This window comes from Propionicicella superfundia DSM 22317 (genome assembly GCF_000423465.1).
GTDB classification, from domain to species: Bacteria; Actinomycetota; Actinomycetes; order Propionibacteriales; family Propionibacteriaceae; genus Propionicicella; species Propionicicella superfundia.
In genome coordinates this window covers 218150-236494 of the sequence record NZ_KE384022.1, presented here as the reverse complement: position 1 = coordinate 236494, position 18345 = coordinate 218150, and the positions used below count along the sequence as shown (strand labels likewise).

The following is an 18345-nucleotide window of genomic DNA, read 5'->3' as shown; positions in this document are numbered from 1 at the left end:
GCACCTCCCAGACACCAACCACACAAGGAGAAGACCATGACCGACACGACCAGCGTCACGGAACAGGTCGAGGCCGTCCTCACCCGGCTCACCCTCGAGGAGAAGGCGGCGCTGCTGAGCGGCGCCGACTTCTGGACGACCCTCGGCATCGAGCGGGCCGGCGTGCCATCCGTCATGGTCACCGACGGGCCCTACGGCCTGCGCAAGCAGCCGACCGACGGCAGCGACCATCTCGGCATCGGCGGAAGCGCCCCGGCCACCTGCTTTCCGCCCCCGGTCGCCCTCGGCTCTGCCTTCGACCCGGAGCTCGTCGCCCGCGTCGGCGCCGCGATCGGCGAGGAGGCGAAGCAGGAAGACGTGGCGGTCGTCCTCGGCCCGGGCGTCAACATCAAGCGCTCACCGCTGTGCGGACGCAACTTCGAGTACTACTCCGAGGACCCGATCCTCGCGGGAGACCTCGGCGCGGCGTGGATCCGGGGCATCCAATCGCGCGGAGTCGGCTCATCCCTCAAGCACTTCGCGGCGAACAACCAGGAGACGGGACGGATGAGCGTCAGCGCCGAGGTGGACGAGCGGCCCCTGCAGGAGACCTACCTGCGGCCGTTCCGGATCGCGGTCGAGGCCCGCCCCTGGACGGTCATGTGCGCCTACAACCGGGTCAACGGGGAGTTCGCCTCGCAGAACGCGTGGTTGCTGACCGAGACTCTCCGGCACGACTGGGGATTCGACGGCCTCGTCGTCTCGGACTGGGGAGCCGTGCTCGACCGGGCGGCCTCGGTGGCGGCCGGCCTCGACCTGGAGATGCCCGGTACGGGTGAGATCGGCCCGAACAGGGTGGTCGCCGCCGTGGCCGCCGGCGAGCTCGACATCGCCACGGTGGACGCGAGCGTGCGTCGCGTCGTGCGCCTGGCGCTGCTCGGCGATCTCCATCGCGATCCGGAGTCCCGCTACGACCCGGGCGAACACCACGGTCTGGCCCGCGAGGCCGCCACCCGCGGAGCGGTTCTCCTGAAGAACGACGGCATCCTCCCGCTCGATCCCGGGACTCCGCGTATCGCCGTCATCGGCGAGTTCGCGCGCACCCCGCGTTTCCAGGGCGCCGGGAGCTCGCAGATCGTCCCGACCCGGCTCGACTCCGCGCTCGACGCGATCAGGGAACAGGCGTCGGGCATCGTGGACTTCGCGCCCGGATTCACGTTCGACGACGACGCCGACGAGGAACTCGCGAGCGAAGCGGTCTCGGCGGCGAGCGCGGCCGATGTGGCCGTCGTCTTCCTCGGCCTGCCGTCCTCCTACGAGTCGGAGGGCTACGACAGGAGCCACCTGTCTCTCCCGTCGACGCAGCTCGAGCTGCTTCGCCGCGTCGTGGCGGCCAACCCTCGGACGGCTGTCGTCCTCTCCAACGGCTCCGTCGTGCAGGTGACGCCCTGGATCGACAGCGTCCCGGCGGTTCTGGAGGGCTGGCTGCTCGGGCAGGCGGGAGGGTCGGCGACCGCGGATCTGCTGTTCGGAGCCGCGAACCCGTCGGGCAAGCTCACCGAGACGATCCCGCTGCGCATCGAGGACAACCCGTCCTATCTCAACTTCCCCGGAGAGGCCGGGCACGTGAGGTACGGCGAGGGGATCTACGTCGGCTACCGCTGGTACGACGCGAAGGATCTCGCCGTCGCCTTCCCCTTCGGGTTCGGGCTGTCGTACACGACCTTCGCCTACGCGGATCTCACTCTGCGAGCGACCGGCGAGGGCATCGAGGCGACCTTCTCGGTGACGAACACCGGTGCGGTTCGGGGCCGAGAGATCGCGCAGGTCTACGCCGCGCCCGTCGCGTCCCGGGTGGATCGCCCCGAACGTGAGCTCAAGGGATACGCGTCGGTCGAGCTGGCCCCCGGGGAGACGGCGGACGTCACCGTGGTGCTGACTCGTGCGAATCTCGCCTACTTCGACGCCAGCGGGCACCGATGGGCGCTGGAAGGAGGCGGATACCGGGTCGAGGTGGGATCGTCCAGCCGGGACATCCGGCTCTCCGGGACGGCGGAGATCGAGGGCGACGGCTTCGTCCCGCGACTGGGCGTCCACTCGACGGTCGGCGAATGGCTCGATCATCCGATCGGAGGCCCGATCCTCGCCGATCGCTTCGCAGAGCTGACGAGCCTGCTCGGCCTGCCCGAGGGCCCCGACGGCGACTTCATCCTGAAGATGATCGCCGGATCCCGGCTCAGCGCGATCGCGACGTTCACCCAATCGGGGGTGAGCATCGGACAACTGGAGCAGTTCGTCGCCCACGCGAACGGCGGGGACAGTTAGGGGCGTCCGGCCCGATGCCGGATCAACGACGAGGGCGCGCCGTCGAGCCAGGCTAGGCCCGGGCGCTCTCATCCGGATTCCAGGTGAGCCCAGTTGACTCGCCGGACAGGGCGGGGTCAGGGCGTCGAGGCAGGCAGCGATCGAACCGATGCGACGCCGCTCCGGGGGGCGACGGTCGTCATCGCGTATCCGGATGCCATCCGGGACAGGTAGGACTCGACCTGCTCGGCCATGTCGATCGTGGTGTCGAGAAGCCATTGCATCTGGATGCCGTCCATGACCGCGAGCAGGTTGTTCGCCGCGAGCAGCGGGTCGACCCGCGAGTCGAAATGCCCGTCGCGCTGGGCGTCGGCGATGGCCGTCGCCGCGAGGTTTCGGAATGTGGCGAATCGCTCGGCGAAATAGGCATGCGCCGGATGGTCCGGCTCGACGCTCGCCGCCGCCATGATGAGGTAGAGCTCGATGACGCGTGGGCGCGTCATGTTCTTCGACATGAGCGCGACGATGTGATCGAGGCGCGGGAACGTGGCGTTGTCGCCGGGGTCGCCGATGGCTTCCACGTCAAGGGCATCGCGATGCCGCAACACCTCGATGAGCAGGTGTTCCTTCGACGCGAAGTAGTGCATGAGGCCGCTGAGGGAGATGTTCGCCGCTGCCGCGATCTGCCTCAGGGAGGTGTCCCGATATCCATTGCGCGCGATGAGATCGAGGGCCGCATCGAGGATTTCGGCCTGTTTGGCGGCCCCTTTCGAGTATCTTCGCGGCGTCACCGATCCATTGTAGGACAGCCCCATGGCGGGCCCGATCGAGGCGGTGAGCAGGGCGTCCGCCCACCGGTTTCGCGAACGTTCGGGCCACAGGGTATCCTTACGGGGTTGCCGTCACGACGGCCGCGGATGTGTAAGAGCTCCCTATCGCCACGCGCGATGCCCGCCGGGCTGGGGGCGCCGCGCAACGGACCTACGAAAGGAGAGCACCTCCGCATGGATGCTGCCACCAAGAAAGCGATCATCGAAGAGTACGCCACCCACCCGGGGGACACAGGCTCTCCCGACGTGCAGATCGCGCTCCTCACGAAGCGGATCGCACACCTCACCGAACACCTGAAGCAGCACAAGGGTGACCATCACAGCCAGCGCGGGCTCATGCTGCTCGTCGGCCAACGCCGACGGTTGCTGAACTACGTCGCGCGCGAGGACATCGCGCACTACCGGTCCCTCATCGAGCGACTGGGTCTGCGTCGGTGAACAATCTCGGATCTGGGGAGCGGCCGTAGCGGCCGCTCCCCACGTCCATGCTCTGACAACGGAGCAGCACAACTCCATCGGTCGCCGCGAACCTCGGTCCTCGGTAGTGGCCTGCGGGGCACCCCGCGGGCTTCGATCGAAGACCGGGTTCATCGGGCGCCATGATCCGAAAGGAGGGCCCGTGGAGGGTCCCGATCTTCACTATGTCGAGGCCGTGATCGACAACGGCCAGTTCGGCAAGCACATCGTCCGCTTCGAGTCCGGGCTGCTCGCCCGGCAGGCTGCGGGAAGCACCGCGGTCTACCTCGACGGGGACACGATGCTCCTGTCCGCGACGACGGTCGCCAACAACCCGCGCGACGCCGTCGACTTCTTCCCCTTGACCGTGGACGTCGAGGAGCGCATGTACGCCGCGGGCCGCATCCCCGGCTCGTTCTTCCGCCGCGAGGGGCGCCCCGGCGAGGGCGCGATCCTCACCGCGCGTCTCATCGACCGCCCGCTGCGCCCGTGCTTCTCGAAGGCGCTGCGCAACGAGGTCCAGGTCGTCGTCACGGTCCTCGCGTTGAACCCGAATGTCGTCTACGACGTGCTCGCCATCAACGCCGCGTCCATGTCGACCACTCTCGGCGGTCTGCCGTTCACCGGTCCGATCGGCGGCGTCCGCGTCGCACTCATCGGTGACACGTGGGTCGCGTTCCCGACGCTGGACCAGTTGGAGGACGCCACCTTCGACATGGTCGTGGCCGGTCGGGTGCTGCCCGACGGCGACGTGGCCATCATGATGGTCGAGGCCGAGGCCACGGAGGCCACGTGGGGTCTCGTGCAGGCCGGCCGGACCGCGCCCACCGAGGAGGTCGTCGGCGGTGGTCTGGAGGCCGCCAAGCCCTTCATCAAGATCCTGTGCGACGCGCAGGCCGAACTCGCCGCGAAGTTCCCCAAGGAACCGCGCGAACTGCCGCTGTTCAAGGACTACCAGCCCGATGTGTACGAGGCCGTCGAGAAGGCCGCCGCCGAGCGGCTGCACGAGGTCATGTCCATCCCGGGCAAGAAGGACCGCGAGGTCGCGACCGAGGAGCTCCTCGCCGTCATCGTGTCCGAGGTCGCGCCGCTGTTCCCGGAGCGCGACAAGGAGATCGTCGGCGCGTTCCGGGCCGTCACGAAGAAGGTCGTCCGGCACAAGACGCTCACCGAGAAGGTGCGCATCGACGGTCGCGGCCTGCGCGACATCCGGACGCTGTCGGCCGAGGTCGGCGTCGTCCCGCGGGTGCACGGCTCGGCGCTCTTCATGCGCGGCGAGACGCAGATCCTGGGCATCAGCACGCTGAACATGCTCGAGATGGAGCAGAAGCTGGACACGCTGGCGCCCGAGACGACCAAGCGCTACATGCACAACTACAACTTCCCGCCGTACTCGACCGGTGAGACGGGCCGCGTCGGGTCGCCGAAGCGGCGCGAGATCGGTCACGGCGCGCTGGCGGAGCGGGCGCTCGTCCCGGTGCTCCCGTCGCGGGAGGAGTTCCCCTACGCGATCCGCCAGGTCTCCGAGGCGCTCGGTTCCAACGGGTCGACCTCCATGGGCTCGGTGTGCGCCTCGACGCTGTCGCTGCTCGGCGCCGGCGTGCCGCTGAAGGCGCCGGTCGCCGGTATCGCGATGGGCCTCATGAGCGAGGAGATCGACGGCGAGACGCATTACGTCGCGCTGACCGACATCCTCGGCGCCGAGGACGCCCTCGGCGACATGGACTTCAAGGTCGCCGGAACCCGGGGGTTCGTCACCGCGCTCCAGTTGGACACCAAGCTCTCCGGCATCCCGGCCGAGGTGCTGGCCGCCGCCCTGCTGCAGGCCCGCGAGGCGCGGTACACGCTGCTGGACGTGATGGCTGAGGCGATCGACGGGCCTGACGAGCTGAGCCAGTACGCACCTCGCATCATCACGGTCAAGATCCCCGTGGACAAGATCGGCGAGGTCATCGGCCCCAAGGGCAAGATGATCAACCAGATCCAGGACGACACGGGTGCCAACATCTCGATCGACGACGACGGCACGGTGTACATCGGCGCCGACAACTCGACGTCGGCCGAGGCGGCACGGTCGCTCATCAATGCGATCGCCAATCCGACGATGCCCGAGATCGGCGAGAAGTACCTGGGCACGGTCGTCAAGATCGTGCAGTTCGGTGCGTTCGTCTCGCTGCTGCCCGGCAAGGACGGTCTGCTGCACGTCACGAAGCTGCGCGCGCTGAACGGCGGCAGGCGCGTCGAGAGCGTCGAGGACGTCCTCTCTGTGGGTCAGAAGATCCAGGTCGAGATCAGCGACATCGACGACAAGGGCAAGCTGTCCCTCGTCCCGGTGCTCGAGGAGGCCGCCGCCGCGGAGTGATCGGTCTGCATCGCGACGACAGATGACAGAAGGGCCCGGACGGGAACACCGTCCGGGCCCTTCCTCGTTCGCACGTTCCAGGGGCGTGTGCCGGCCCCCGGCACAGGCCGGGCCGGGCTAGACCGCGGCCCCCTCGGTCTCGGCGAGCTCTGTGAGTTCGTCGTCCACCGACACCGCCGCGTAGTTCGTGTCCTTGGTCTCCCGGCTGAGCAGCAGCGAGATCAGGGTGAGGACGCCGGACCCCGCGAGGTACACGCCCACGAGCCAGGTGCTCCCGCCGGCCTGCGCCCACAGCGCGACGGCGATGATCGGGGCGACGGCCGCGCCGAGGATGCTGGAGACGTTGTAGGCGATCGCCGAGCCCGTGTAGCGGACGTTCGTCGGGAACAGCTCGGGCAGGATCGCGCCCATCGGCCCGAACGTGACGCCCATCAGCGTGAACCCGAGAATCAGGAACGACTGCACCAGGGCGCCGGTGAAGATCCCGTCGGCCTGCGGGGTCAGCCACAGCACGAACGAGAGGCCGAACACGATGATGGCCACCGTCACCCAGATGAGCAGGCGGCGCCGTCCGATCGCATCGGCGACCGGACCCGACAGCAACGTGAACACGCCGAAGAACACCACTCCGATGATCTGCATCAGCACGAAGTTCGTGTAGGAGATGCCCAGCCCCGCGGGCGATGCGGTCACGGGCTTCGTCCCGTAGGTCAGAGCGAAGCTCGTCATCAGGTAGAACAGGACATAGGTCGCCAGCATGATGAACGTGCCGAGGATGACCTCCTTCCAGTGATGGCGGAACGTCGTTCCGAGCGGCACCTTTCGGATCGCGCCGCGCTTCTCGGCGATCGTGAACGCCTCCGACTCGACCAGCTTGAGCCGGACCCACAGGCCGACGATGACCATCACGGCGGAGAACAGGAACGGGATCCGCCACCCCCATGACAGGAACGCCTCGGACTTCAGCAGCGGGTCGTTCGGGTGCGGCAGGGCGAAGTTGATGAGCAGGAACAGGCCGTTGGCGATGATGAAGCCGAGCGGCGCGCCCAACTGCGGGAAGGTTCCGTACCATGCTCGCTTGCCCGCGGGCGCGTTCTCCGTCGCGACGAGGGCTGCGCCCGACCATTCGCCGCCGATGGCGAAGCCCTGCGTGAGACGAAGGGCGAGCAGCAGGATCGGTGCGACCACTCCCGCGGACCCGAAGGTGGGCAGAAGGCCGATGAGGAACGTGGCAACCCCCATCGTCAGCAGGCTGAGAACCAGGGTCGTCTTGCGTCCGCGCTTGTCACCGAGGTGGCCGAACACGATTGCGCCGATGGGGCGCGCGATCATCGCGGCGCCGAACACCGCGAACGAGGCGATGAGCGCGGTCGTGTCGTTGCCGGTGGGGAAGAAGAGCTGCGGAAACACGAGGACGGCGGCGGTCGCGTACACGTAGAAGTCGTAGAACTCGATCGTCGTGCCCACGAGGCTCGCGGTGATGACACGAGCCGGTGAGTTGAGGGGAGCCGTGGGGCTGGGAGTTGTCGTCACGAGGGTTCAGCCTCGCACGCGCGTCAGAATATGGACACAGGGTTCACTCAGTGGACACATGGGTGTCGCCCGGGGCGCGGCCGGGCCACCGCGCCGGCCCGCGCAGTCGTGACGACCCTCTACCATGTCGGCAGCGAGGAGGCGCGATGAGAGTCGGAGTGTTCGGGTACAAGGGTCGGATGGGTGCCGAGGTGTGCCGCGCGGTCGAGGAGGCGCCCGATCTGGAACTCCTCGGCGGGGTAGACGCGGGCGACGACCCGAGTGCGCTGGCGGGAGCCGACGTGGTCGTCGACTTCACCCATCCGGATTCCGTCATGGGCAATGTCGCCTGGGCCGTCGGGGCGGGCGTTCACATGGTCGTGGGGACGACCGGATTCTCGCCCGAGAGGCTGGCCGAGGTGGAGTCCCGACTGGCATCGCATCCGGGCGTCGGGGTCGTCGTGGCGTCCAACTTCTCCGTGGGAGCGATCCTCATGATGCACTTCGCCGAGCAGGCGGCGCGTTTCTACGAGTCGGTGGAGATCGTGGAACTGCACCACCCCGGCAAGGCCGATGCCCCTTCCGGGACCGCGCAGACGACCGCACGCACGGTGGCGGCGGCCCGCGCGGCCGCCGGGCTCGGAGCCGTCCCCGATGCCACCGTGTCCGAGCTGCCCGGAGCCCGCGGCGCCGACGTGGAGGGGATCCGCGTCCACGGTGTCCGCCTGCGGGGGCTCGTCGCCCACCAGGAGGTGCTGTTCGGGGCCGAGGGGGAGACGCTCACGATCCGGCACGACTCGCTGGACCGCGTGTCGTTCATGCCCGGCGTGCTCGCCGCGGTGCGTGCCGTCCCGGGGCTGCCCGGACTGACCGTCGGCATCGAGTCGCTGCTCGGCCTGTAGGGCACGATCTGCCCGACGCCGGGCCGCGACGCATTCGTGCGTCGCGGAACCGACCGGCCGCGTCGGGGGTCAGGCCGCCGGTCCGGGAAGCCTCGCGTCCAGGTACGCCTTGAGGTCGGCGACGGCGTCCCGCAGCTCCGCGCGGGTCGCGGGGCGGGTGTCGGGTTCGAGATCGATCACGATGTCTCCGCCCGGCAGCAGACGGGCGGTCCTGACCTCGCTGATGTCGTCGGCCCCGAGCCGCCCGATCGCGACGCCGAGCTCGTCGTCGGTCAGCCCGAGCCGGGCCATCGCGGGCCGGTCCACGCGCCCGTCGGCGACGACCTCCGTCGGCCTCCCCTCGAGCGCGTCGCGCAGGCGCGGGCTGGCCTGCACGAGCCGATCCAGACCGGCGTTGAAGCCGACCAGGACGACGGCCCCCACCAGGCCCCCGACAAGCGAGTTGTCGGGACCGATGATGGCGTTCTGCACCACGTTGCTCAGCAGCAGGACCACCACGAGATCGAGGTTGTTCATCTGCGCCAGCAGCCGCTTTCCCGCGACCCTGACGAGGACGGTGATGCCGAGGTACACGGCGATCGTGCGGATGATCTTCTCCCACAGCGAGGTGTCGAGCTGCGTGAAGAGAGCGATGATGTCGAAATCCATGGGCGTCAGCACGCGACCACACTAAGCGTGCCGGTCCACGGGGGCGGCAGCCGCGGCGATCAGTCCTGGACGACGAGTTCGGCGAGGTGCCGCGCCGGTGCCGGACGCCGGCGGGACAGCAGGTGCAGCCCGGCGATCGCCGAGGCCGCCGCGGCCAGGCACAGCGCCGCGACCATCGCGACGGTCGCGGCCCATCCCCAGCGGTCGTAGCACACTCCGCCCAGCCAGCCGAACAGCGCCGTGCCTCCGAGCCAGGACAGTTGGTACAGGGCGCTGCCCTGGGCGCGCCCCACCTGGGCGCGCTGTCCGGTGAGGCCGCTGGCCAGCGGGTGGGCGGTGAAGCAGCCGACGGTGAACACGACGAGCCCGGTCAGCACCAGCCACAGCCACGGGCCCACCATCATGACCGCGCCGCAGACCATCGTCCCGATCCCGGCCAGCATGACGCGCAGATGCCCCCAGCGCCGCGCGAGGATCCCGCACCAGCGGCTGGCCGCGGTCCCGGCGAGATAGGCGGTGAACACCAGGCTCGCCCAGGTCGCGGGGAGACCGAACGGCGCCGCCATCAGACGGAAGCCGAGATAGTTGTACACGGCGCCGAACGATCCCATCAGGAACAGCCCCTGGGCGTACAGCGCCAGCATGGTCGGGTCGCGCACCTGGAAGAGGGCCCGCGCCCAGACCAGCCGAGCAGGCACGGGGCGGGGCACGAACCCGCGCGGCGAGGGCGCCGCGAGCAGGAACCAGGCCGCCATCGCGACGGCGATCAGGGAGACGAGGGCGAATCCTGCACGCCAGCCCCACTCCGCCGAGGCCAGCCCGGCCACGATCCGCCCGACGATGCCGCCGACCGTGTTGCCCGCGACGAAGACGCCGGCCGCGATGGACACCCGTGCCGGCGCCAGCTCCTCGGCCAGGTAGGCCATGGCCACCCCCGGGACGGCGCCCAGTGCGACGCCCAGAAGGGCACGGACGGCGATCACCTGCCACAGCTCGACGGCGGCGAGCTGGCCGAACGACACCAGCAGCGCCGCGGCGAGGCTCACCCGCATCGCGACCAGCCGCCCGGCCCGGTCCGCGACCCAGGACCACGGAAGAACCGATGCGGCCAGCCCCAGGGTCGTCGCGGACACGGTGAGCGCCGCCGTCGCCGAGGGCACCTCGAAGGCGGCGCCGATCGCCGGCAGGGCGGCCTGCGCGTCGAAGACGAGGGCGAACGTGGCGAATCCGGCGGCGAACAGGGCCACGGCGATGCGGCGGTACTCGGGATCGCCGACGTCCCGGCCCCGCCGTGTCACCCGAAGCTCACGCCCTGGGCGAGGGGCAGGGCATCGGAGTAGTTGATCGTGTTCGTCGCCTGCCGCATGTACGCATGCCAGGAGTCCGAGCCCGACTCGCGGCCGCCGCCTGTCGCCTTCTCCCCGCCGAAGGCGCCGCCGATCTCGGCACCGGACGTGCCGATGTTGACGTTGGCGATCCCTGTGTCGGCGCCGGCGGCCGAGACGAATCGTTCCGCCTCGGCCTGGTCGCGCGTGAAGACCGAGGCCGAGAGCCCCTGGACGACGGCGTTGTTGAGCTCGATGGCCTCGTCGAAGTCGTCGTAGGCCAGCAGATAGAGGATCGGGGCGAAGGTCTCCTCGTGGACGATCGGAGTCTGGCCCGGCATGGCGATGACGGTCGGCTCGGCGAACGTGCCGCCGCAGCCCGTCACGTCGACGAGGCGCCCGCCGGTGAGCACTGTCCCGCCCTCGGCCACCGCCTGGGCGACGGCCGCCTCGAACGCGGTGCCGGAGGCGGCGTTGAGCAGGGGCCCGACGAGAGTCGACGACGCGAACGGATCCCCGATGGGAAGACTGCGGTACGCGCGGACGAGTCGCCGGCCGACCTCGTCGACCAGACTGCGGTGGACGATCAGCCGGCGCAGCGTCGTGCAGCGCTGCCCGGCCGTGCCCGCTGCGGCGAAGACGACGCCGCGAATGGCGAGCTCCAGGGGTGCCGACGGCGTGACGACCGCCGCGTTGTTGCCACCGAGCTCCAGCAGGCTCCGTCCGAAGCGCGCCGCGACGCGCGGCCCGACGGCGCGGCCCATCCGCACCGACCCGGTCGCGCTGATGAGCGCGACGCGCGGGTCGTCGACCAGAGCCTCACCGGTGCGGGCGTCTCCCAGGACGACCTGGGACACCGCCGAGGGATGACCGAGCTCGGTCACGGCGGTCTGCAGCAGCGCCGCGGCCCCCATCGCGCTCAGGGACGCGTGCTCGGACGGCTTCCAGACCACGGGATCGCCGCACACGAGGGCGATCGCGGCGTTCCATGCCCAGACGGCGACGGGGAAGTTGAAGGCCGAGATGATCCCCACGACGCCCAGCGGGTGCCAGGTCTCGGCCAGCCGGTGCCCGGGTCGCTCGCTGGCGATCGTCTTCCCCCAGAGCTGGCGGGAGAGGCCGACGGCGTAGTCGCAGACGTCGATCATCTCCTGCACCTCGCCGCGGGCCTCGCTGGTGATCTTGCCGGTCTCCAGCGTGACGAGGTCGGCCAGCAGGCTCTTGTGCTCGCGGAGCAGCTCGCCGTAGCGACGGACCAGGTGGCCGCGCACCGGCGCGGGGACCTCTCGCCAGGCCAGGAACGCCTCCCGTGCGCCGTCCAGCACACCGTCCAGCTCGGTCGTCGCGGGCAGGCTGCCGAGCGGTTCGGCGCTGAGCGCGGACGGCGCGGTCAGGTCCTCGGCGCCGGGGGCGGGGAGGACCACGCCGAGTGCGGCGAGCCGGTCCCGGGCGAGCGCGCGCAGGTCGTCGGGAGTGGTCATCACGCCGCCTTCCGAGTCACATCGGCGAGGACCGTCGCGAGGATGTCCAGCGCCTGGGCCAGCTCGGCCCGCTCAATGGTCAGTGCCGGGCGGAACCGCACCGAGCGGCGTCCGCATCCCAGCAGGAGCACACGCCTGTCGGTGAGCCGGCGCAGCACCTCGTCGCGGGTCGCCGTGTCCGGCAGGCTGAAGGCGCACATGAGGCCACGGCCGCGCGGATCGGTGACGAGCGGGTGCCGGAGCGCGAGCTCCTCCAGCCGGGCCAGCAGCCAGTCCCCGGTCTCGGCCGCGTGGTCGATGAGGTGGTCCGACTCGATGGTCTCGAGGATGATCCGGGCTCGCACCATGTCGGTCAGGTTCCCGCCCCAGGTTGAGTTGATGCGGGAGCTCACCGCGAACACGTTGTCGGGGATGTCGTCGACCCGGCCTCCGGCCATGACGCCACAGACCTGGGCCTTCTTCCCGAACGCGACCACGTCGGGTTCCAGACCGAGCTGCTGATAGGCCCAGGCCGTGCCGGTCATGCCGACGCCGGTCTGCACCTCGTCCATGATGAACAGCGCGTCGTGATCATGGGTCAGCCGCTGCATTCGTTGCAGGAACTCGGGCCGGAAGTGATGGTCGCCCCCCTCGCCCTGGATCGGCTCGGCGATGAAGGCGGCGATGTCGGGCCCGTGCGCGGCGAAGGCGGCCTCGGCCTCGGCGAGCGCTCGTTCCTCCAGGCGTGCGATATCCCGTGGCGTGCCGTCCGCATGGGTGCCGAGGTACGGCGAGGTGATCCGCGGCCAGTCGAACGTGGGGAAGCGGGCCGTCTTGTTCGGATCGGTGTTGGTGAGCGACAGCGTGTAGCCGGAACGGCCGTGGAATGCGTCTGTGAGATGCATGATGCGCGTGCCGAGCGCCGGCGACAGGCCGCGGGACTCGTTGAGACGGCTCTTGTAGTCGAAGGCGACCTTGAGCGCGTTCTCCACGGCGAGCGCGCCGCCTTCGATGAAGAACAGGTGGGGCAGCCGCGGATCGCCGAGCACCCGCGCGAAGGTGGCCACGAACTCCGCCAGCTCGACGGTGTACAGGTCGGAGTTGCTGGGCTTCTGAACCGCGATCCGGCCGAGCCGGGACATCGTCTGCGGATTCCGCAGCGCGGGATGGTTCAGGCCGAGCGCGTTGGACGCGAAGAAGCTGAACAGGTCGATGTGGTGGCTGCCGTCCCGGGCATCCACGAGATCGCTGCCCGACGAGGCGTCCAGATCCAGGACGATCGGCAGGCCGTCCGCGAGGATCGACCGAGCGAGCGTCTCGTGAACCCGAGCGGGTGGAATGATTGTGGACATGCTTGAAGCCTGCCGGATTTGTTCCGATGAGCGCAGGGTGAGACAGGAATGTTTACACGGTCTTCACATTTATTGCGGGCGGCCGGTCGGCGAAGCAGGTCTGCAGCACGACCGTCGTCCGCGTGCTGACATGGGCCGCCTGGCGGATCTGGCGGATGAGGTCCTCCAGCCGCTTCGGGCTCGCCACCCGAACGAACAGGATGTAGGACGCGTCCCCGGCGACCGAGAAGCACCCCTCGATCTCCGCGAGATGCCCCAGGCGCTGCGGGATGTCGTCGGGATCGTCCGCATCGAGCGGCGTCACCTCGATGAAGGCCGACAGCGGAAGGCCGACCGCCTCGGCATCCACCTGCGCGCGGTAGCCGGTGATCAGGCCGCGCTCCTCCAGCCGCCGGACGCGGCTCTGGGCAGCGGACACGGAGAGCCCGGTCGCCTCGGCGAGCGTGCCCAGGGTCGCCCGGCCGTCGGCCAGCAGCCGCCGGAGAATGACCGCATCTGTCTCGTCCATGGTCCGACACTACGCGGGAGCGGGACGCAGCGAATCAGTCCCGGCGCGATGCGTGCTCGGCGTCGCGCCGAGCGGCCCACGCGGCGACATCCGCGCGACCGAGCGCGGTCGCGATGAGGTCGGGGAACGCATCGGGCGTACACGCGAAGCACGGGATGCCGAGGGCAGCGAGCGCGGCCGCGTTGTCCCGGTCGTAGGACGGCTTGCCGTCGTCGTCCAGCGCCAGCAGCACGACCACCGTGACCCCGTCGGCGTGGAGTGCGCCCAGGCGCCCGATCATCTCCTCCGAGCCCGCTCCCTCGTACAGGTCGCTGATGAGGACGAGCACGGTGTCGGAGGGTCGCGTCACGAGGCGCTCGCAGTAGGCCAGGGCCCGTGGGGTGTCGTTCCCGCCGCCCAGTTGGGTGCCGAAGATGACGTCGACGGGGTCGGCGAGCTGATCCGTCAGGTCGACGACGGCGGTGTCGTACACGACGAGGCTCGTGCGCAGGGCACGGATCGAGGCGAGGACGCATGCGAAGATCGACGCGTACACGACCGACGTCGCCATCGACCCGGACTGGTCCACGCACAGCACGATCTCGCGGGCGAATCCCGTGCGCCGGCGTCCGTACCCCACGAGCCGCTCCGCGATCACGGTGTTGTACTGCTGCTGGTAGTTCTTCAGGTTCGCGCGGATCGTGCGGTTCCAGTCGATGTCGCCGGGGCGCGGCCGGGACGTCCGCCGGGTCCGGTTGAGCGCCCCTCGGGTCGCCGTGCGGATCCGGTCGGCCAGCCGCCGCTCGACCTCCTCGACGACCTGCCCGACGACCGCCCGGGCCGTCGCACGTGCCTGCTGCGGCATCAGTGCCCGCAGCTCCACCAGCGTCGCCACAAGGTGGACGTCGGGGGTGACCGTGCGCATCATCTCCGGCTCCAGCAGGAGTCGCTTCAACCCGAGCCGCTCGATCGCATCGGCCTGCATGACCTGGACGACGCTGCTGGGGAAGAACTTCCGGATGTCACCGAGCCACGACGCGACGCGGGGTGCCGAGGAACCCATCCCGACGAGGATCCGGTCCTTCTCGCCGGGCTTCCCGGTCGCCTCGTTGTCGTACAGCGCCGCGAGCGCCGCGTCCATGGCACGATCCCGGGCGTCGAGGACCGGGCCGTCCTCGGAGGGCGGACGGCCGAGCACCAGCCGCCACCGGCGTGCACGCTCGGTGGTCACGGCATCGGGTGCGCGCGTCACGCGCCGCTCCGGGCGTACACGTAGAGCCGGTCACCGGCGTCCTCGTCGCCGACCGGGCCCCGCACGTACCATTCGACGTCGATCCCTCCGGCCGCCGTGACCGCGGCCAGCACCTGTGCACGGTCGAACAGCACGACGTCCACGCGACCCGCGTCGCCGGGGAGGGCGACATTGCGCACCTCGGCTCCGAGCTGGACGGCGAACGCGAGGACGCCCCCGGGGACGAGCGTGGCGACCAGCGCCGGCAGCAGCGCGGCGAGCTCGGACGGGGCGAGATGGACGAACGCGTACCAGGCCGTGATCGCGGCCCACCCGGCTGCGGCCCGCGGGCGCAGCAGCCGGCCGAAGTCGCCCACCTCGAACGACACACCGGGATGGTCGGCGCGCGCCGCGGCGATCGTCGCGGGGGACATGTCGCTGCCGACGACGTCGACGCCCGCTTCCGTCAGATACGCGGTCGTGCGGCCCCGGCCGCACCCGAGATCGGCCACGGGCCCTCCTCCGGCGGCAGCCGACACCCGATCGAGCAGCCACCGGTCCAGCGGCAGGCCGGCGAGATCGGGCCCGATCGCGCCCGGCGCCTCGGCCAGCGCGTCGTAGGCCGTCCGCACGCCCTCGTCGCGTCGTTCCGCCCCGGCGGCGAGGACGGACTCCCGGTCCACGTCCGCGGCCGGCGCGGCGTCCTCGGCGTCGACGGGACCGAGCAGGTGGATCCAGCGGGCGTCGTGCCGGCCCGGCCGACGACCGGCCTCGCGGACGATCGGAACCGGCCGCCCGGCGAGCTCGCGCAGCGCCTCCTCGACGGCCGACTTGTCGGCGAACGGATGCAGCCGCTCCGTGCGGGTGCGCAGCTCGCCCGCCGACTGGGGTCCGCGCAGCAGCAGCACCGTGACGAGGGCTCGCCCGGCCGGCTCCAGCTCGAGGACGTCGGTGAGCAGTTGGTGGTACTTCAGGACGCGCGAGCCGCTGCCCGCCCACACGACGCGGGCCAGACCCCGCTGTTTGAGGCGGTCCACGGCCTCGACGAGCGCGTCGTCGTCATAGGCGGTGACCGGCTCGCGGCTCGTGGCCTGATTGCACGCGGTGCGCAGCGCAGTGAGGCTCAGCGGATAGGACGCGGGAACGGTGATCTGCTTCTCGAGCAGGCTCCCGAGGACCCGCTGTTCGATCGGGTCCAGGACGACGGGGGAGCGGTCAGGCATCCTTCCTCCTCAGCAGGTGGCGGACCGTGGCGAGTGCCTCCGCCATCTCGGCGTACGGCAGGTCGGTGGGCGTGGCCGCGGCGGTCTCGTGATCGCTCAGCCGGGTGGCCCGTTCGGCGATGGCGGTGCGCTCGGGCCGGTTGAACCCGCCGAACGCTCGTCGCAGCACGGGCAGCACTTCCAGGAAGTCGTCGTCGGCGAGACCGGCCATCCAGTCGTCCACGATGGCCAGCACCTCCGGGTCGTGGATGAGGAGCAGCGCCGACGCCGACAGGAATCCCTCGGCGAAGGCCGCGCGCTCGGCCACGGTGGGACCGTGCGTGAGTGCCCTGGACAGGGCGTCCCTCGCCGCGTCGGCGGGCAGGTCGCCCGCGTCGAGAAGGGTGCGGGTGAGCCGGCCGGCGAGCAGGCCGGGCACGTCCCCGCGCGCGAGCACCCGTCGCAGCGCGTCGTGCCACAGGGCTCCCGCAGCGGCGGGGAGCATGCCGACCACGTCGGTCACGCGCTCGATGTACCCGCACAGCTCCGTGGCCGCGTCGGGGGAGAGGCCGCCTGCCGCCGCGGGGAGCCCCGCCGCCGCACGGGTCAGCATGGCGTGAGCGACGGCTCCGAGAGAGGTCGTGTCGGTGCCGCGGACCGTGCCGTACCGCTGCGCACGGATGAGGGCGGGCAGGGCATCGAGGAGGTGGGCGACGTCCGCGTCGTGCGCGGCCCGCTCGTCCAGGGCGGTCAGGAGCGGCGGCAGAGCGGTGTGCAGTTCCCCGAGCAGCGCCTGCTCCACGCGTGCGGTCACGTCGGGCAGCGGCCCCGGATCGGCGACGAGCCGAGCTGCGGCGGCCCCGGCGACGGTCGTCCCCCAGGACGAGGCGAGGACGATGGCGACGGCGAAGTCGGGCGACCACGCCACCTGCCACGCCTCCTTGAACGTGCCGGTCCCGGCCACCTGGACGGGCGTGCCCCAGTCGATGTCGAGAGCGCGCAACCGGTGCAGCAGCCGGGACCGCTCCCGGTCGAAGGTGCGGCGCAGGTCGAGAACGAGGTCCTTGGGAGCCGGTGCGAGCGTCAGCCGCAGGGATTTCGCGTGGCGGCGCAGGTCGGCGTCCAGCGGAACGAGCGGTGCGCCGTCGGGAACGGTGCCGAGCTCCTCGCCGACGACGAGCTCGCGCGTGACGTAGGCCAGCGTCGTCGGATTGCCGTCGCACATCACCGCCAGCGCCGCTTCCTGGACCTCGTCGAGGCCGGCTCGCGGTCGGCCGCGGAGCGCGGCCAGCGCCTCGGCCAGCCGGGTGGCCTCGATGGCGTGCGCGGGCGACACCGGCAGATCGTGGCGGCGCAGCACCGCGGCCACGGCCGCGAACCAGCGCGGGACGACCGCGTCGGGTGCGGCGAACAGGTGCCGGTACCAGCCGGGGGAGGCGATGCCGGCGCCGTAGCCCGAGGCGTAGGTGAGGCGCGAATGCGTCCACGGCACCCAGGCGGTCGCGACCTTCACCTTCGGCAGTCCGGTCAGCAGCCTCTGATCGGCCGCCGCCGCCGGGAGCCGCCCGGACAGTGCGGGCGCGTGCCAGGCGCCGCAGACCACCGCGACCCGGTCGTGGATCCGCAGCGCCGCGCGGAGCAGCTTGCGCATGTGCGCCTCGCGGCGTTCCTCGACGAGCTGGTCCTCCGTCTCGGCCGGTGGGGGAGTCGCGGTCCGCAGTTCGGCCATCGCCTCGGTGATGGAGGTGAACAGGGAACTGCTGGCCTGCGTCTCGACGGCGTCCTCCCACCAGCGCTCCGGGTCGTCGTAGCCGGCCGTCCGTGCGAGCACGGCCAGCGGGTCGTCGCGCAACGGATCGGTCGCGGCGCATCGTGGCGACGCGGCGAACGGCGGCTCCGTCGTCTCGTCGGGCTCCTCGCTCCGGGGACCGCGAGTCTGCTCCCCGGCGGAGGGATCGCCGGCGGTCGCGAGGGTCACCGCGGCCGGCAGGTCGATGAACCTCACCTCCCGGTGGTTCTCCACGGCCCAGGAGAGGGCCTGCCATTCGGGTGAGAACACCGCGAACGGCCAGAAGGCGGCCCGGGCGGGATCGGCGACCTCGTAGGCGAGCAGGGCGACGGGCGGCTTCAGCCCCCGGGCGATCCAGCCGACGAGGGCATCGGCCTCCGGCGGGCCCTCGATGAGGACGACTCCCGGATCGTGTTCGGTGAGGGCGTCCCGCACGGCGCGGGCGGATCCGCTGCCGTGGTGGCGGATGCCGAGCACCCGCACGCGGCCTTCGTCGGTCATCACAG

14 protein-coding genes are annotated in these 18345 nt (G+C 70.8%); 4 read left to right on the top strand and 10 right to left on the bottom strand.

What is annotated here, in order from left to right; genetic code table 11:
- Window positions 1–36: 36 nt before the first annotated feature.
- Complete coding sequence (locus G555_RS0114695; RefSeq protein WP_028709456.1) at window positions 37–2304, top strand: glycoside hydrolase family 3 C-terminal domain-containing protein; 2268 nt, start codon at window positions 37–39, stop codon at window positions 2302–2304.
- A gap of 116 nt (window positions 2305–2420) precedes the next feature.
- Here the strand turns inward: G555_RS0114695 and G555_RS20290 are convergent, their stop codons facing one another.
- Entirely contained in the window at window positions 2421–3074 is a 654-nt protein-coding gene (locus G555_RS20290; RefSeq protein WP_169337931.1) for a TetR/AcrR family transcriptional regulator, read from the bottom strand.
- Between the two features lie 213 nt (window positions 3075–3287).
- On the opposite strand from G555_RS20290, the gene rpsO reads away from it, so the two are divergent.
- Together rpsO and G555_RS0114680 are read left to right on the top strand one after the other, a co-directional pair.
- Entirely contained in the window at window positions 3288–3551 is a 264-nt protein-coding gene (gene rpsO / locus G555_RS0114685) for a 30S ribosomal protein S15 (protein ID WP_028709455.1), read from the top strand.
- Window positions 3552–3732: 181 nt separating this feature from the next.
- The gene (locus tag G555_RS0114680; RefSeq protein WP_028709454.1) at window positions 3733–5931 is read left to right on the top strand and encodes a polyribonucleotide nucleotidyltransferase; all 2199 of its coding nucleotides are present in this window, start codon (window positions 3733–3735) and stop codon (window positions 5929–5931) included.
- Window positions 5932–6048: 117 nt separating this feature from the next.
- On the opposite strand, the gene G555_RS20285 is transcribed toward G555_RS0114680, so the two are convergent.
- Window positions 6049–7464 (bottom strand): MFS transporter, encoded by a 1416-nt coding sequence (locus tag G555_RS20285; RefSeq protein ID WP_051209324.1) that lies wholly within the window; start codon window positions 7462–7464, stop codon window positions 6049–6051.
- Between the two features lie 146 nt (window positions 7465–7610).
- Between G555_RS20285 and dapB the strand changes: the two genes are divergently transcribed.
- Window positions 7611–8345 carry a 4-hydroxy-tetrahydrodipicolinate reductase gene (gene dapB / locus G555_RS0114670; protein ID WP_028709453.1) on the top strand — a complete coding sequence of 245 codons (735 nt, stop codon included), beginning with the start codon at window positions 7611–7613 and terminating at the stop codon, window positions 8343–8345.
- A gap of 69 nt (window positions 8346–8414) precedes the next feature.
- On the opposite strand, the gene G555_RS0114665 is transcribed toward dapB, so the two are convergent.
- The 8 genes from G555_RS0114665 to G555_RS0114630 are packed head-to-tail and all read right to left on the bottom strand — an operon-like array spanning window position 8415 to window position 18340.
- A complete protein-coding gene (locus G555_RS0114665) occupies window positions 8415–9005 on the bottom strand; it encodes a DUF421 domain-containing protein (protein ID WP_211223273.1) in 591 nt (196 codons plus the stop codon).
- 47 nt (window positions 9006–9052) lie between these two features.
- Window positions 9053–10291: an MFS transporter gene (locus G555_RS20280; RefSeq protein WP_051209321.1), complete on the bottom strand. Its 1239-nt coding sequence runs from the start codon at window positions 10289–10291 to the stop codon at window positions 9053–9055.
- On the bottom strand, window positions 10288–11799 hold the full coding sequence (gene amaB, locus G555_RS0114655; protein WP_028709451.1) for an L-piperidine-6-carboxylate dehydrogenase: 1512 nt from the start codon (window positions 11797–11799) through the stop codon (window positions 10288–10290). Before amaB ends, G555_RS20280 begins: the two co-directional genes overlap by 4 nt.
- Window positions 11799–13130: an L-lysine 6-transaminase gene (gene lat, locus G555_RS0114650; protein ID WP_028709450.1), complete on the bottom strand. Its 1332-nt coding sequence runs from the start codon at window positions 13128–13130 to the stop codon at window positions 11799–11801. The genes amaB and lat overlap by 1 nt, the downstream gene beginning before the upstream one ends.
- A gap of 52 nt (window positions 13131–13182) precedes the next feature.
- Window positions 13183–13638, bottom strand: a complete 456-nt coding sequence (locus G555_RS0114645; RefSeq protein WP_028709449.1) for an Lrp/AsnC family transcriptional regulator — start codon at window positions 13636–13638, stop codon at window positions 13183–13185.
- A 34-nt stretch (window positions 13639–13672) separates the two neighbouring features.
- Entirely contained in the window at window positions 13673–14869 is a 1197-nt protein-coding gene (locus G555_RS20275; protein WP_245581290.1) for a VWA domain-containing protein, read from the bottom strand.
- Complete coding sequence (locus G555_RS0114635) at window positions 14866–16071, bottom strand: DUF480 domain-containing protein (RefSeq protein WP_028709448.1); 1206 nt, start codon at window positions 16069–16071, stop codon at window positions 14866–14868. The genes G555_RS20275 and G555_RS0114635 overlap by 4 nt, the downstream gene beginning before the upstream one ends.
- Window positions 16064–18340, bottom strand: coding sequence for a DUF5682 family protein (locus G555_RS0114630; protein ID WP_028709447.1), 2277 nt, complete (start codon window positions 18338–18340; stop codon window positions 16064–16066). The genes G555_RS0114635 and G555_RS0114630 overlap by 8 nt, the downstream gene beginning before the upstream one ends.
- Window positions 18341–18345 lie beyond the last annotated feature (5 nt).

What these genes read in the sequence shown, in the direction of transcription:
- lat (WP_028709450.1), bottom strand. Translation starts at nt 13,130, where the DNA reads ATGTCCACAATCATTCCACCCGCTCGGGTTCACGAGACGCTCGCTCGG.
- amaB (WP_028709451.1), bottom strand. Translation starts at nt 11,799, where the DNA reads ATGACCACTCCCGACGACCTGCGCGCGCTCGCCCGGGACCGGCTCGCC.
- G555_RS0114645 (WP_028709449.1), bottom strand. Translation starts at nt 13,638, where the DNA reads ATGGACGAGACAGATGCGGTCATTCTCCGGCGGCTGCTGGCCGACGGC.
- G555_RS0114635 (WP_028709448.1), bottom strand. Translation starts at nt 16,071, where the DNA reads ATGCCTGACCGCTCCCCCGTCGTCCTGGACCCGATCGAACAGCGGGTC.
- rpsO (WP_028709455.1), top strand. Translation starts at nt 3,288, where the DNA reads ATGGATGCTGCCACCAAGAAAGCGATCATCGAAGAGTACGCCACCCAC.
- G555_RS0114630 (WP_028709447.1), bottom strand. Translation starts at nt 18,340, where the DNA reads ATGACCGACGAAGGCCGCGTGCGGGTGCTCGGCATCCGCCACCACGGC.
- G555_RS0114695 (WP_028709456.1), top strand. Translation starts at nt 37, where the DNA reads ATGACCGACACGACCAGCGTCACGGAACAGGTCGAGGCCGTCCTCACC.
- dapB (WP_028709453.1), top strand. Translation starts at nt 7,611, where the DNA reads ATGAGAGTCGGAGTGTTCGGGTACAAGGGTCGGATGGGTGCCGAGGTG.